The organism is Nocardia tenerifensis NBRC 101015 (assembly GCF_000308715.1).
Taxonomy (GTDB): domain Bacteria; phylum Actinomycetota; class Actinomycetes; order Mycobacteriales; family Mycobacteriaceae; genus Nocardia; species Nocardia tenerifensis.
In genome coordinates this window covers 1-13,623 of the sequence record NZ_BAGH01000101.1, presented here as the reverse complement: position 1 = coordinate 13,623, position 13,623 = coordinate 1, and the positions used below count along the sequence as shown (strand labels likewise).

At 65.3% G+C, this 13,623-nt stretch carries 18 protein-coding genes; 16 read left to right on the top strand and 2 right to left on the bottom strand.

Annotated elements, in window-relative coordinates; genetic code table 11:
* The first annotated feature begins 86 nt into the window (after positions 1-86).
* Positions 87-491, top strand: a complete 405-nt coding sequence (locus ON39_RS07855) for a GbsR/MarR family transcriptional regulator (RefSeq protein WP_083894309.1) — start codon at positions 87-89, stop codon at positions 489-491.
* Positions 492-784: 293 nt separating this feature from the next.
* Positions 785-2,329, top strand: coding sequence for an alanine/glycine:cation symporter family protein (locus ON39_RS07850; protein ID WP_040732610.1), 1,545 nt, complete (start codon positions 785-787; stop codon positions 2,327-2,329).
* 627 nt (positions 2,330-2,956) lie between these two features.
* Here ON39_RS07850 and ON39_RS07845 read toward each other — a convergent pair.
* Positions 2,957-4,129 carry a helix-turn-helix domain-containing protein gene (locus ON39_RS07845; protein ID WP_040732669.1) on the bottom strand — a complete coding sequence of 391 codons (1,173 nt, stop codon included), beginning with the start codon at positions 4,127-4,129 and terminating at the stop codon, positions 2,957-2,959.
* A 380-nt stretch (positions 4,130-4,509) separates the two neighbouring features.
* Between ON39_RS07845 and ON39_RS48535 the strand changes: the two genes are divergently transcribed.
* From ON39_RS48535 to ON39_RS07790, 12 genes are all read left to right on the top strand, one after another.
* On the top strand, positions 4,510-4,695 hold the full coding sequence (locus ON39_RS48535) for a hypothetical protein (RefSeq protein WP_110293790.1): 186 nt from the start codon (positions 4,510-4,512) through the stop codon (positions 4,693-4,695).
* Between the two features lie 218 nt (positions 4,696-4,913).
* Positions 4,914-5,324 carry a hypothetical protein gene (locus ON39_RS07840; RefSeq protein WP_040732609.1) on the top strand — a complete coding sequence of 137 codons (411 nt, stop codon included), beginning with the start codon at positions 4,914-4,916 and terminating at the stop codon, positions 5,322-5,324.
* Positions 5,325-5,340: 16 nt separating this feature from the next.
* Positions 5,341-5,538, top strand: a complete 198-nt coding sequence (locus tag ON39_RS07835) for a hypothetical protein (RefSeq protein WP_040732608.1) — start codon at positions 5,341-5,343, stop codon at positions 5,536-5,538.
* The gene (locus tag ON39_RS07830) at positions 5,535-5,795 is read left to right on the top strand and encodes a hypothetical protein (protein WP_040732607.1); all 261 of its coding nucleotides are present in this window, start codon (positions 5,535-5,537) and stop codon (positions 5,793-5,795) included. Before ON39_RS07835 ends, ON39_RS07830 begins: the two co-directional genes overlap by 4 nt.
* Before the next feature lie 604 nt (positions 5,796-6,399).
* Positions 6,400-6,639, top strand: a complete 240-nt coding sequence (locus ON39_RS07820) for a hypothetical protein (protein WP_040732605.1) — start codon at positions 6,400-6,402, stop codon at positions 6,637-6,639.
* Between the two features lie 311 nt (positions 6,640-6,950).
* The gene (locus ON39_RS07815; RefSeq protein WP_040732603.1) at positions 6,951-7,166 is read left to right on the top strand and encodes a hypothetical protein; all 216 of its coding nucleotides are present in this window, start codon (positions 6,951-6,953) and stop codon (positions 7,164-7,166) included.
* Between the two features lie 24 nt (positions 7,167-7,190).
* The gene (locus ON39_RS07810; RefSeq protein ID WP_040732602.1) at positions 7,191-7,478 is read left to right on the top strand and encodes a hypothetical protein; all 288 of its coding nucleotides are present in this window, start codon (positions 7,191-7,193) and stop codon (positions 7,476-7,478) included.
* Between the two features lie 22 nt (positions 7,479-7,500).
* Positions 7,501-8,496 carry a nucleoside hydrolase gene (locus ON39_RS45710; protein WP_083894306.1) on the top strand — a complete coding sequence of 332 codons (996 nt, stop codon included), beginning with the start codon at positions 7,501-7,503 and terminating at the stop codon, positions 8,494-8,496.
* A gap of 181 nt (positions 8,497-8,677) precedes the next feature.
* Complete coding sequence (locus ON39_RS48530) at positions 8,678-8,941, top strand: hypothetical protein (protein ID WP_146251267.1); 264 nt, start codon at positions 8,678-8,680, stop codon at positions 8,939-8,941.
* A gap of 377 nt (positions 8,942-9,318) precedes the next feature.
* A complete protein-coding gene (locus ON39_RS45705; RefSeq protein ID WP_051186392.1) occupies positions 9,319-9,540 on the top strand; it encodes a hypothetical protein in 222 nt (73 codons plus the stop codon).
* A 356-nt stretch (positions 9,541-9,896) separates the two neighbouring features.
* The gene (locus ON39_RS07795) at positions 9,897-10,256 is read left to right on the top strand and encodes a hypothetical protein (protein WP_040732601.1); all 360 of its coding nucleotides are present in this window, start codon (positions 9,897-9,899) and stop codon (positions 10,254-10,256) included.
* 626 nt (positions 10,257-10,882) lie between these two features.
* A complete protein-coding gene (locus ON39_RS07790) occupies positions 10,883-11,551 on the top strand; it encodes a phosphoribosyltransferase (RefSeq protein WP_040732600.1) in 669 nt (222 codons plus the stop codon).
* A gap of 514 nt (positions 11,552-12,065) precedes the next feature.
* Here ON39_RS07790 and ON39_RS48525 read toward each other — a convergent pair.
* On the bottom strand, positions 12,066-12,590 hold the full coding sequence (locus ON39_RS48525; protein WP_146251266.1) for a hypothetical protein: 525 nt from the start codon (positions 12,588-12,590) through the stop codon (positions 12,066-12,068).
* Positions 12,591-12,942: 352 nt separating this feature from the next.
* Here ON39_RS48525 and ON39_RS48520 point away from each other — a divergent pair, with 352 nt between their 5' ends.
* Together ON39_RS48520 and ON39_RS07775 are read left to right on the top strand one after the other, a co-directional pair.
* On the top strand, positions 12,943-13,116 hold the full coding sequence (locus tag ON39_RS48520) for a hypothetical protein (protein WP_157195415.1): 174 nt from the start codon (positions 12,943-12,945) through the stop codon (positions 13,114-13,116).
* Between the two features lie 144 nt (positions 13,117-13,260).
* On the top strand, positions 13,261-13,623 hold a 363-nt coding region (locus ON39_RS07775; RefSeq protein ID WP_373283672.1), incomplete at its 3' end, for a hypothetical protein.

Genomic DNA, 13,623 nt, shown 5'->3' with positions numbered 1-13,623 from the left:
TTTGCTAGAGTTTCGGGGTGACAACCAACGAGCGCTTGCGGGCAGCTGCGGAGAAGCTGGCCCTGATCTTGTCCGACGGCGGCGGCATGCAGCGTTCCACCGCACGGGTGATGACGGCGTTGCTCTACACCGAACAGGACACGATGACCGCGGCCGATCTGTGCGAGGAACTGGCGATCAGCTCCGGCGCGGTATCCGCTGCCATCAAGCACCTGATCCCGGTGGGGCTGATCGAACGCGTACCCGCCCCAGGCAGCCGCCGCGATCACTACCGTTTCCGCGCGGGCGCGTGGGCGGCATTGATGTCCCAACAGAACACGATGCTGGCCACCATGCGCGACGCCGCCCAAGAGGGCATCGACGCCACCAGCACGGATACCGTCACCGCCCGCCGAATGCACGAGATGCAGGACTTCTACACCTACATGACCAACGAACTGGTTCCGCTCATCGACCGATGGCGTGAGCACTACGACGCCGAGCACCCGTAACGGCCCAGCACGTCATCCACGAAAATCGGGGCTGTCGGCCGCCGCGACTGTGTCATCCGCGATGGACCGGCCATCGTGCGGGTCTGCCGCTATTCGAGCACCCCATCCCACCGGCAAACCCAAACCGGCCCGTCAAGGGCTGCGCTACCCGCAGGGGTGGGATGGACTTCGGGCCTGCAACCGTCCGATCGGCATCGGCCCCACCTAACGCCGTAGTGACCGATTTGTAACAAATGACGGCTTCGATCCTGCGAGGATCTCCGTCGATGTCGATAGTTCGATAGGAGCACGCCTTGACCGAATTTCTCGCCACGATCAACGAGTACATCTGGAGCAACGCACTGATCTACCTGTGCCTAGCGGCGGGCGTGTACTTCTCGATTCGCTCCAGATTCGTTCAAGTACGCCAGTTCCCGGAGATGATCCGGCTGATGATGTCGGGCGAGAAGTCGCCGTCGGGCGTCTCGTCGTTCCAAGCCCTGACCATGTCGCTGTCCGGCCGGGTCGGCACCGGCAACATCGCAGGTGTGGCTACGGCCATCGCCTTCGGCGGGCCCGGTGCGTTGTTCTGGATGTGGGCCGTGGCCTTCCTGGGCGCCTCGACCTCCTTCGTCGAGTCGACCCTCGGTCAGATCTACAAGACCCGCGATCGCCTCACCGGCGAATACCGCGGCGGTCCCGCCTACTACTTCAGCAAAGCGATGGCACACACCCCGGCAGCGTCGGCCTTCAAGATCTACGGGTTCATCTTCGCAGCGGTCACCGTGCTGGCCTGCGGCCTGCTGCTGCCCAGCGTGCAATCGAATTCGATGGCCTCGGCCATGCACCAGGCCTGGGACATCTCGGAATGGACCGTGGCCGTCGGCACGGTCATCGTGCTGGCCTTTGTGATCATCGGCGGCGTCAAACGCATCGCCGCGTTCGCCTCGATCGTGGTGCCGTTCATGGCCATCGTCTACATCGCGGTCGCCCTCGTCATCGTCATCGCCAATGCCACAGAACTCCCCTCGGTCATCCGCTTGATCTTCGCCAGCGCGTTCGGCGCCGACGCGGCGTTCGGTGCGATCATCGGCTCAGCGGTCATGTGGGGTGTCAAACGCGGCGTCTACTCCAACGAAGCAGGCCAGGGAACCGGGCCGCACTCCGCGGCGGCGGCCGAAGTCTCCCACCCCGCCAAACAGGGATTGGTGCAGGCTTTCGCCGTCTACGTCGACACTCTTTTCATCTGCACCGCAACCGGTTTCCTCATCCTGTCCACCGGTGCCTACCGCGTGTTCGACGGCGAATCCGCGACCGGTCCAGTGCTCGCCGAAGGTGGCGCGCTACCCAAGGACGCCGCGGTCGGGCCCGCCTTCGCCCAGGTCGGCTTCGACACACTGTGGAGCGGCACCGGAGCAACATTCGTCGCCGTATCGCTGGCCTTCTTCTGCCTGACCACGATCATCGCCTACTACTACATGGCAGAAACGAACCTGCGGTTCCTGCTAGGCAAGTACGCGCCCATTCCGGTGCCACTGATCCGCGGCACGATCGGCTCGAACATCACCCTCCTGCTTCAGGCCCTGATCCTGGTCTCCGTCGCCGTGGGGGCCGTCTCGACCGCAACCGACGCCTGGACCCTCGGCGATATCGGCGTCGGCTTGATGGCCTGGCTCAACATCATCGGCATCATCGTCCTTCAGCAGCCCGCCTACAAAGCACTGCGCGACTACGAACGCCAGAAGAAGGCGGGTCTGGACCCGGTCTTCGACCCCCACGCACTCGACATTCCCGGCGCCACATTCTGGGAGACCTACCGCCGGACCACCGACAAGGATCACGTAAACACGAAGATGTAGCGTTGCGACCGCGGTCGGGTGCACCGTCGGTGTACCCGACCGCACGGGCTGAACGCCGTTGGGTAGGTAGGGGATTCGAGGATCACTCAGGCGTCGGGCAGCAGGATACGGCGGCTTCGGTCGGAATGTCCTGCGCATCGAGATGCGGCTGCCTTACCTATCCAAACTCGAACCGCGCCCGACCCGGGGCCGTCGGCAGCGCAGGGTCGGCCATTGCAGCAGCTCTATTCCTACGCAAACAATCACAGCGCAATAGCTCCGGCAAGACGTGAGTATGCATGGCCGCCAAGCTCGACTACCACGGGCCGATAGACCAGGCCCGTGCATGTTGGGCCACCCGGACTACTGAATCAAACAATAGGCCGAAGACACCCACGAACGAACAATCTTGAACCTAAGCCGGACCGAGCGCTAATCTCTACCGCATGAACACCGCAGCTATGGCTGCGGATGGACAAAGTGTGTCGAAGTCCCTGATGGCGCACAGTAGAAACCCTGGTTTACCAGGCAAGATTCAGGACCGCATCGGTCCACCAATGGCGAACTGTAGCTCCAGCTGTAGCTTACGAGCATCCGCGTGCCCCACGCGCAGGAGCCACCCCTCGTGCTCGGCACGGAGGCCGCGACCTAGACCGAGACGCCCAGCCAACGAGCGAACTCGGCCGTACTGCCCGTGCTGCGCTTCTCGCTGGCCGCGATTGCCTGAAGCGTTTCTCGCACACTCGGATGCAGCTTTGTCTGCTGCGGTGCGATCTTGCGCGCGACGTTCAATGCCTTTATCGCCTTCTCACGCTGGCCTGTCATCACGAACCCAGCCGCGATGTCTTGCCACAAATGCCCCGCTCGGGTCTTCGCGATCGAGGCGGGCAAAATGAGTTCCGAGCCCTGGCGTGCGGCCTTGCCTGGATCTCCAGCCTCAAGCTCGACACCGACTGCATGGATTTCGGTGTTCGCGGGGCCGAAAAGGGTTTCGTAAGACCTGGTTTCGAAGCCGAGGCGCGCACCGATCGCTCGCGCTTCCGTGATGTGGGCGCGCGCGACATCCAGTCGCAACCCCCGCGCAGCAGCAACCGCGCCGGCGAGGTGAGCAGCACCCAGTACGGACAGTGCATCCTCGCTGTCGCCGCGAGCTTCTTCCAGCGCCCTGTCTACAAGCGTCAGTGCCAGGTCGATGCTGTGCTGGTACACAAGCAAGCGGGTACGCATAACCTTGCCGACAGCCGATGCCAGCGGATCTCCGGAATGCGCGGCGGCCCAGTCGTAACGGTCTACCGCGGGGATGGTGAGCGACATGAACCCGAACCGTCGGCACATCCGGTCCGCCGCGTTGTAGGCGCTGCACAGCAGCTCGTACACCACAGGATCGTCGGGATCGTTGTGCAGCGCACCGTACAGTTGCCGGATCAGCATAGGCAGTTGCGCCAACGCCTTGCGGCTGTTGCCTTTCCGATCCTCATCATTGACGCGCTGCATGGTCGCCTGAAGTTCGGCGACGGGTGGCGGCTCCACGCCCTGCACATATTCGCCTTCGCACAGGATCGCACGCAGTTCCGTGATCCCCTCCAGCGTGCCGTCCTCTTCGAGCGTGTCTCGGTAGGGTGTGCCGCGTAGAACTTCTTGGTCGATCCCGAGCGCCTTCGCGGCAGCGGCAATAAACCCTGGTGACGGCCTCTTCTTGCCCTGCTCAACAGCCTGGACCATGTAGATGCTGTAGTCCATCAGCTTCGCCAGCTGCGCCTGCTTCTTACCTGCCTTGTGGCGCTCGATGGCGATACGCTCGCCGATGCCAACCGCTGCCATGGTGAAATCCCTCAGTCGGAAGTGGCCCCCTCGCCCCATCAAGCGTAGCGGCGGCCGATAGTCAATGCCATTACCACCTTGGTACTACACGGTACGACTCGGGTAGGACTCCAGGCTCGTTGCCAGTGCGAATCTGAGATTGCACCCAGTGTCCGAGCGAGCTCCGATCCTTGGAAGCCCCGACAACTGCGAGGTCGGAGCTTCGCCTCGGCGCTGGTTGCACTCCCACACTGACACGCAACACACGCACTCGAGGGGTATCGCCCAATGCCCGCCTATCAGATCCTTCTCATCGCCGTACTGGCCTTGTCGATGATCGGTTTCTACCTCCGCGCGTACCTGCGTAGAGAGCCACTGCCGCGTAGCAGGCGAAGCGGGCAGTGAGCGCCGTCGCTCCGCTCGGAGTGATCGGCCGATGGCGGTACTTCGGCCGCAACTGCGCCTCTGTCCCGCAGATCGAGAACGTCGAACACGCCAGCCTTCTGCTCGACATGCACCAGGAGCACGGCCACACCTGCATGGTCTACGTTGCCGCGCTCGGCTACGCCTCGGTGGTGATGGAATGAACCCGCCCCGTCCTGGATGACGACGACCAACCTACGGGCTGGGTCCAGCACAGCGACGGGTCGTGGTGCGCTGTCGATAAGAACGGCTTCCAGTCCGACCCGATCAGCGCCGCGGAGATGATGGTGCTGACCGGCCGCTCCGCCGACGAGCTGCCGAGCCCGTTCATCGACGTCGTCGCCACAGAGGTCACCGACCGCGAGGTCACCGAGTGAGGCCTATGGCCTTGCGGCGGGCCACTGTTGAACGCCGCTCCAAAGCGCCCCGCTACATCGGCGTCACGGCGTTCGCCGAGATCGCGAACGTGCCCGTGGCGACTTTCGGCCGCTGGTACAACAAGGGCTTGGTGTGGATACCGAGCCCCGCCGTCTGCCTGGGCGCGCAGCGGCGTCCCGGATGGAGCACCCGCACCGCTCGTGAGTGGTGGCAGGGCATGGACCGCTACGTGTGCCCGGCCGCGATCGAGTACCTCGACACCACGCAGATGTGCCAACGCCACCACCCCACGCCGGACACCCTGTGGGCGCGCATCGAGCGCGGCGCAATCCCTGAGCCCTCCATATGGCTCGACGACGTACCCGGTTGGCTCCCGCCCTTCAAACCACCCACCCCGAACGGAGTGCCCGCGTGAACCCCAGCGATGCCGCATGACCGGCATCTACCACCCCGACGGCGAAGACCACGCGATGCTGTTCGTCGGCATCAGCGACAACAACGAAGCCGCCCTGGAGTCCTACATGGCAGCCGAGGGTGTGAGTCTGCGCGAAGCCGTCCAGCGTTTGATCGACTACGGCGAGATGGCCTGGGAGCGGCTGCGTCCCGGCGGCCCGCCGACCGAAGAATGATCGAGGACGCCCCCGAGGTGCTCGTCACACCGTTGACCTCCAGCTACCCGAGGATGATCCGCGAGGAGACCGGGATGTGGACGATGCGCCTCGAAGCCCACGACGGAGCGGCCTGGATGCTCGATCGTCCCCCGCTGATCCGCGACCGCGACCGGGTGACCGTCGCCGACATCGGGCCCGGCGAGGTCTCGGTGCGAGTGGTGCGGGACGGCGGCGAGACGACGACCACGCACCGACTGTTGCCCGCCCAGACATGACGAAACGCCCCGATCCTCGTTGGAGGATCGGGGCGTGCCGCGCTGGCTGCCGGTGACCGCGTATTCGGCCCCGGCGGCAATGATGGTTACCTACGGCTGTTGCACCGCGTCGACTGCTCACTCGTCGTGGAACTCGAAGAAGCGCGCACTCGTTTCGACGCGCCTAGCGACACTCTGAAGGCACTGTGCGCGAATGTGGTTCGATACGTCCAACACGGCCGCACGATCACGCGCTGCACTCTCGGCCCGGAGCATGCCCGGCCGTTCACCGCGGTCGAAGCGCTGTGATGGGTACGGCTGAGGCCATTTCGCTGCTGGTCGGCGGGTCAGGCTCGCACGGGTTCAGCTATCCGGCCTTGGGTGGCGAGCCACTGCCTCCCCCGGATCAGTTGGTACCCGCCCTGGCAGGTCGGCTCCCGAGTGCACCAGGACTGTTGGGGTCAGTACGCGAGCTGGCCGATCTTCATGCCTCTCTCATTCCGGGACGGGTGGACCCGGGCCGGCGCGGTGACGTGGATGTGTATGCGGTGCTGGTCGAGATCGAGGCCCGTGAATCCGAGATCAATTTTCGTGGGCGCTGGTCCATCTTCGCCGCAATCCTGTTGTGCGCCAGCATATCCAGTCCCTGGGGGAAGTGTTCGGCCATGTCGCCCGGGTGTATGCGTGGACGTCGTGGTTGCTGCGCCATACCGATGACGAGCTGCACGCCCACGACGCCTGGTTCCATCTCGCCCAGGTCGTCGGCGCTTACGCCGAACTCATCGAGGACGTCACCGCTGGTCGGGTGCGGCTGCCGTTCGGCTGGTGTGAGGGGCGTGGGCTCGATCCTGAGAGCGCGAGGTGAGCCGGGTGTCGATACCTCTGCACACCACTGTGCCTGGGGTGGGGCTTCCCCACGCTGCGGACTGGGTCGGCCATTTCGCCGTGGTGCGCCCGCTTCCCTCGCCTGCCCCGCACAGTTGGGCGCGTGCCCGGCGGTTGCTCACACGCCGTTGCTCTCCGATGGGGCGGCCCGGCGCGCGGCACCGAGCTGTGAACCTGGTTCAGGTGAGTCCTGCTTGGTCTGGCTTCGCCGCCGGGCTGCTTCGCGCACACCAGCGGCACACACAAACAGAGCCCACCCCGAGTCGCGGCTCCGATGCTGAACTCGCCCAGGTGATTCGGGCCGTCAACGAGACGATCGCCGTCCTGCTCGATATGCCCGCCGATGCCGTCGCGATCGGCGAGCTGGTCTCACAGATCACCGCTTGCTGGCTGAGCTATCGAGCATGCCCTGACACCGACCGCACCATCGCCGCGTTGCTAAAGGCCCAGCGCGACTACGACATCGCGGTCCAACAATTGCCGCTACTGCATAGGAGTCTGCGATGAACACGGTCAGGACGATCGCCCCGGTTGACCATCGCGAGCCCGCTCATCGTGGCGCTCGCGATCGTCGGAATCCTGCTCACCGCGGTCGCCGGTGTGACGGCCGTCGTATTGCGAACGTTCTACCTCAGCGCGTGCATCCTGATTTGCTGCGTTATCGCCCTGCGGCTGGCCGAGTGCTGGATAGAGCTCAGTGGTTGGTATCTCCAGCGCTGGGGCCTCGCCACATTTCTACGCATCGGGCACATCACCTCCCCGGCGCGCGCGAGGAGACAGCTCTCCTCTCGGAGCATCAACGCTGTTGTCCGCCAGTAAGTCTGACTCGAAAGGTATTTCTATGTTCCCTTGTCCCTTCCGGGAGACGAACGCACCGCACGTGCTGGTGCAAACCGACATCGGCTACGACCTCGATGACGCGCTGGCCCTGTGGATCGCCGCACGCACCGTCGGCCACCTGACGGTGATCACCACCGACGAAACCCGCGACTACCAGCGCGCGCACTTGGCGCGCGAGCTGCTCGACCGGCTCGGCCGCCGCGACGTGAAGGTCCTCGCCGGTCACCGACCGCCTGGAGCCGAGCAACGCTTCCTCATGGATGGACTCGTCGGCACGACCGCGCCGGTGTGCACCGATGTCGTGGACTACGTCGTCGACGCGTGTGAAACCTCGACCCAGCCGGTGCTCTGGGTCGGGATGGGACCGGTCACCGACCTCGACAACATCTTGATCGACCGCCCCGATCTGTGCGAGCAGATCCAGCTCACGATGATGGGCGGCTGGCTCGACAGCTATCGGCGTCCCGATCGTGCCTCGCACAACGTCAGGATGGACCCGCACGCGTTCGGCCTGGTCATGCGGCTCGCGCACCGGCCACGGCTGGTGATGAGCACCCACACCAACCACGACGCACTAGCCATCACCCCCGCTTCGCCTCTCTACCAATGGCTGAACCAATGGCTGACCATGCCCGAGGCACCATTCGACTTCGAATTGATCGCCCACAACGCCACCCGATGGTTCACCCACCGCACCCGCCGCGCACCCAACGCCGTACCGAGCAGCTGGATGAGCGACCCGGTCACCCTCCTGGCCGCTCTCGACGACTCCCTCGTCGACTTCACCACCGAGACCGTGCGCATCCAACGCGACGGCCGCCTCGTCCGCGACGCCGACGGCCGCTCACTGCAGGTCTCAACCGCCATCCACTACGACGACGTCCTCACCCGGCTTTCCCACGTCCTGCCCATGACGCCCGTACCCGCCCCACCGGCGCCCCTCTCCCATTCCACCCACACTACCGAATCCGCCCCCGATGAGAAGCGAGCCCCGTGATGTCCGTAAAACGATCTACAGCAATACTTTTGGCCCATTGTGGCGTCGTCATTCTTGTCTGCGCAGCCTCCGCCTCCATACACCGCAGTAGCGCCTTCGCCGCAGCCCGCGGAGTCCTGAGCACTTACGGCGGCGACGTGGACCCCACCACCTCCACCAACTGCTGACGGTGCACACAGGCATGGCCACAGTCACTCTTCCATCCACCAAAACATCAGCTGCTCAACTCATTTGGCAGCGCCGCACCCTGTACCGGACCGCGTTCGCACTCAACGCGTTCCCCGACCCACGCCGTGGCCACATCGTGCTCTTCGGCGGCCTCAACGCCCGCACACAGATCGTGTCGATGCCCGCAACTCTGGGCGCGGACCTCCGCACAGGCCTGCTCACCCAGCACATGCAGGTCCCGATCATCTCCTCCACCGCTCAGCGTGACCTCCGATAACGATCAGCCTCCCGGCGGCAATTGCACGCAACATGGTCGCTGTCACAACCATGATCAAATGCGCCGTAATCGTTGATGCGCGGCTGCCGTCGTTGCTGCGCGGCTGCCGGACCGCTTCCGTCTCCGCCCTGCTCGGCGCGCGATCAGCTGCTCGATGAGCGTGGCCAGCGACCCCAGCAATACCTGATCTACCTCGTCGAGAAAGGCAAAGCCCCTCGCTGGCAACCGATCTCACCCACCCTGATGGCGAACCTGCTCCACCACGCCAGCCAGCGCGGCACCCAACCCGGTGAACAACTACTGCGCTACCGCAACGGCAAACCGATCACCCGACGCCGCTACGACGGCCTCTGGACCCGCATCGGTTATGAATTGCCTTGGGTGGAAAACAGCAGATCACCACCCACTGGCTACGCCACACCACCCTGAAATGGGTCGAACGCAACTTCGGCTTCGCCGTCGCCCGCGCCTACGCCGGACACACCACAGGCAAATCCGAAGGTTCGACCGTCATCTACACCCTCGCCAGCCTCGAGGAAGTCGCCTCGGCGCTGGCCACCTTGACCGGCGAGCCCCATCCACTCGCCGCAGCGGCGTGAGCGAGCGGACGAGACAACGAATATGCATGCCGTTGCCGCACCACGCGAGCCAGGAGCGGGAGACGTTCGAGGTGCTGAGCAGCACCTTCCAGCAGCGCAACATCGAACTCGCCGCCGGTCGCGGCGGACATGGTCTGCGCCATCGCCGGCACCGACCCCTCGCCACCACAGCTCCAGCCTCCCGGCAGCCACGCTCACCGCCCCCGCGATCACCGTGATGGTCACCGGCGGTGACCAACGCCTCTACCGGCCATCAGCTGGGGATATACTCAGGGAAACCATCAACTGACGTACCGTCTTCCTGAGTCCTGTAGCGCGGCTCCGGATCTCGCCCGCCCGAGACTCAGGAGATCAGCATGGACGACGCTGTGGTGTCTGTCGTGCCTACCGACTCGATCGCCGACGCAATACCGCCGCCGCCCCGGTTCGATGAGCCCGGCACGGGGCTCTCAGGAGCGGACGCGGCAGCATTCGCCTACACCAGCGACCACCTGGTGCGGCACTTGTTCGACGTCGGCCTGCAACTGCACACCCTGAAGGTGGTACTCGACCAGCCCCACACCACCGTGGACGCAGCGCGAGCGGTCAGCGACGCCGTCGGCGCAGTGCTCGACGACCTCGACCTGCTCATCCGCGATACCGGACTGGCTGTGCTCGCCCTCACCCCGAACACCAGAGACGGGCAGACCCCCCAGCGCCGCAAACGTCACCGCTGACACCTTCCCTCTGGGGCGGGCTCCGGGGCTAACCCCGGGCTAACCCACGGAGCCCACCTGCCCAGTCGATCCGGTGACGCAGACACTCGATCCCGGAACACCACGGCAACCTTGACCAGCACATGGCTCGCCACCTGAGGTTCCTCGCCGCCGCTCGCTCACCTTCGAGGACGAACCAGTGACACGGGCGGCGTGGGGGTCGCGCCAGGTGGTGCACGGTACTTCCGGTGCTGGATGAGGATCTCCTCGGCCCGAGGTGGCAAGCAAACCGCGCCGCGGGCGTGGGAGCCGGTGGCTGCGGTTGCCGCGAGACGGTGGCTGGTGAACCGGTGCCCGCCGATCCTCTCACCAGGGCCAGTGCTCCCCAAAGTGTTTCGAGCAATCGTCCAGTTTGACTACATCCCTCGAAGTGGGCTGGTCGGTGACAGCGTCGACGACTGAAGTGACCAGCCCGAACCTCACATCGGGCGACGAGACCAACTACCAGCTGGTAGGTATTCGACTCTTCGAGCAACTGTGTGGCTGCTGTGTAGTTTGCGCGTTTCACGGCGTAGAGTTCGAGTCGCTTTCTCCGGGTCCCGCAGCGCGGCTCGCACCGTGTGCGACACCCATCTCAGGAGCAGAGCATGGTTTTTCTCGATCGTTGTGACGCAGGACGGCAACTCACCCAACACCTGCGGGCCCTGTCCGGACCCGAGGTGGTGGTCTTGGGCCTACCGCGCGGCGGAATGCCGGTCGCCTACGAGGTCGCGACCGCACTCGGTGTCCCCCTCGACGTCGTAGTGATCGGCAAACTCACCGTCCCGGACCGGCCATGGCTGGTCTTCGGTGCCGTCGGCGAGGGCGCGGAGCGCGTCATCGACAACGAGATGGTCACGCGCGCAGCGGTTTCCGAGCCCGAACGACTCGCGGTGACCCGCGAGCAGCAACACCAGCTGCGTCACCGCGTCGCCCGTTACCGCCGAGATCACGCGCGGCTGCCGTTGGCCGGCGCCACCGCGATGATCGTCGACGACGCCCTCGCCACCGGCGCCAGCGCCTACGCGGCCTGCGTAAACGCCCGCATGCGGGGCGCGGACCGGGTGGTGTTCGCCGTACCTGTCGGCGGAACTCGGCCGCTGCGTGCCCTGTCCCGGGTCGCTGACCATGTCATCTGTCTGCAATCGCGGCAACTGTTCGGCTCGATCGGCCCCTGGTACGTGGACTTCACACCAGTCACCGACCTGGAGGTGTGCGTGCTGCTCGACCGGGCGGCCGAAAACCTGCCTGCCCCGAGCCGCCTGCCCCTCGCCTGAGTCCAGCACATCGTGCTGGATCCGCGCACTACACGACGAGAAGGAGGTGGGAAATGAGTTCGGTACACGGACCCGGGCCCGACGGCGCGGCCGACAACGAAGACGTCCAGCAAGACAACCCCTAAACCGATCCTAAGCTTGTTCTTCATGGTTCAGTTCCAAACCGTTTGGCTGGCTTGAGGATTCGCCGGACTAGGAAGCGGCCTTCGCCTGATCATGTGCTCCGACCAAGGAATGCACGTGAACAGAACGAAGGCCGTGGAGGATGAGTCTGCCGATTCATCGCCGCCCTGCCGCAGCTACCCCGCCCACCGGCGAACAACGTCACAGCCCTCGACCAGCTGCTGCTCACTCTCCACGAGCAGACACCTGACACCCACTGACAGCACCCACATGGCGGACCCCATGGATCGTTATTCGCGGCTGGGGCCGTGTCGATCCGGGCCGGGTGCCGAGAGGGAGTCGGCAACGTCCGACGGACTGCGCTGGTCACCGCACTCACGCTGACTCTCGGCTAGCCATGGTCGATCTCGGTTTGTTCACGCCGGCCGCTGGCTTCCGAGCGCTCCAGCGCGGCCTTGCTGCGTTCCAGACGCTCCAAACTCGCCTCCAACAGCACTCGGCTTCGATCAACTAATTCCCAAGTCTGCTGGGTGAGCAAATGGCGTGCCATCCCGATGCTGTGGTCTGGGCCATCCAGTCCTCGTTGCCGGGTATGGAGACGTTCTTCGCGCCTGCCCGCTGCTCGTTCTCGCTCACCGGCGACGTCTTCACGAGCGCCGACACTGCGTTCGCGCCGACCGGCGAGTTCATCACGCTCGTCGGCGGCGCTCTCACGCTCATCCGCGGCCCTCCGCCCCTCATCGGCTGTGGTCTCGCGTTCATCGGCGGACTGCTCGCGCACCGCGAGCGCGTTCTCTCGTGCCCGCAGCAGGGCTTCCCGGCGCACAAGCTCGGCTTCCCTCTCGGCCAAGGCCTTTTCGCGCTGCTCGAGGTCTGATCCGTCGGCGCCGGTGTGGCGCTGCTCGTCGGTCGACATAGGAAAATGATGTCCCCCGCCGAGAGCCGGCGGCAAGACCGAGCGACCCGCGGCGCGAGGAGAACACTCAGCCCGCGAACGCAGGGAGACTAGAGGGCGAGGGTCGCGAGTACTGCTGTTCGGGTCGGGCCGCTGCACGCTGCGCTCACTACAGCGCCGTGTGGACCCCGATGCCCCTCCGCGGGCGAGCAATAGCGAAGACAGTGTCGTGATCGTCCACGGCCTCCCCGGCGTCCAACTCTCCGCCACAACAGATTTCTTCCACCCCAAGGCACGGGATATTTCCCTGCTCGGCGGCGCCCGCTCCCCATTGCGGACTCCGGTCCCGGTTTTGTAGATCACCGACCAGCACGTGACCTGGGAAACATTCCTAGGCGTATCCCCGCTCGATCCGCGCAGGCCATTCCCCGCTGCGGCGCAAAGCCGACTCGACGTGCAGGCGCAGGACAGCATCCACTGCGGCGCGCGTGGCGGCTTGCGGAAGGCGGATGTCTATCAGCCGGTGCGTGAATCGGCCATTCCCTGACCGGTGCGCGGAGTGTAGCCGCGCGGCCGGTCATCGACAACTGCTCGCCTCAGGGGGACAGTGAACGTTATGCGGGCATCTGATTCCGGCGATGACGATTGGTACGAGCGCGAGGTGCGGGCAGCCGTGCACCGTGAGCGAGACGTGCGGATCCGCGAGGCGGCGGTCGCGGTGCGTGAGGCGGCCGCCGACGCCCGCGACATCGCGCTCGAGATGCGTGAGACGACTGTCGAGATGTCGGCGTCAGGCGTCAGTCGCCGCGAAGCCTCAGCCGACCGCCGCGAAGCCTCAGCCGACCGCCGCGAAGCCTCAGCCGACCGCCGCGAGGCCTTCGCCGACGCCCGCGAAGCCGAGTACACCCGAGGGCACCCGCCCACTGCCGAGGCCATGGCGCGGTTGGAGCGCGAGGCACTCGATCGTGCGCTGGCCCAACTGCAGCGCGCCGAAGACGCCGTCGCCCGAGCGCGCGCCCATCTTGTCCATACCGAGCACCTGGTCGAACAGGGC

Coding starts and splice junctions, on each gene's coding strand:
- ON39_RS07790 (WP_040732600.1), top strand. CDS start 10,883: ATGGTTTTTCTCGATCGTTGTGACGCAGGACGGCAACTCACCCAACAC.
- ON39_RS48525 (WP_146251266.1), bottom strand. CDS start 12,590: ATGTCGACCGACGAGCAGCGCCACACCGGCGCCGACGGATCAGACCTC.
- ON39_RS48530 (WP_146251267.1), top strand. CDS start 8,678: ATGGCCACAGTCACTCTTCCATCCACCAAAACATCAGCTGCTCAACTC.
- ON39_RS07840 (WP_040732609.1), top strand. CDS start 4,914: ATGGCCTTGCGGCGGGCCACTGTTGAACGCCGCTCCAAAGCGCCCCGC.
- ON39_RS07795 (WP_040732601.1), top strand. CDS start 9,897: ATGGACGACGCTGTGGTGTCTGTCGTGCCTACCGACTCGATCGCCGAC.
- ON39_RS07830 (WP_040732607.1), top strand. CDS start 5,535: ATGATCGAGGACGCCCCCGAGGTGCTCGTCACACCGTTGACCTCCAGC.
- ON39_RS07845 (WP_040732669.1), bottom strand. CDS start 4,129: ATGGCAGCGGTTGGCATCGGCGAGCGTATCGCCATCGAGCGCCACAAG.
- ON39_RS07855 (WP_083894309.1), top strand. CDS start 87: ATGCAGCGTTCCACCGCACGGGTGATGACGGCGTTGCTCTACACCGAA.
- ON39_RS45710 (WP_083894306.1), top strand. CDS start 7,501: ATGTTCCCTTGTCCCTTCCGGGAGACGAACGCACCGCACGTGCTGGTG.
- ON39_RS07835 (WP_040732608.1), top strand. CDS start 5,341: ATGACCGGCATCTACCACCCCGACGGCGAAGACCACGCGATGCTGTTC.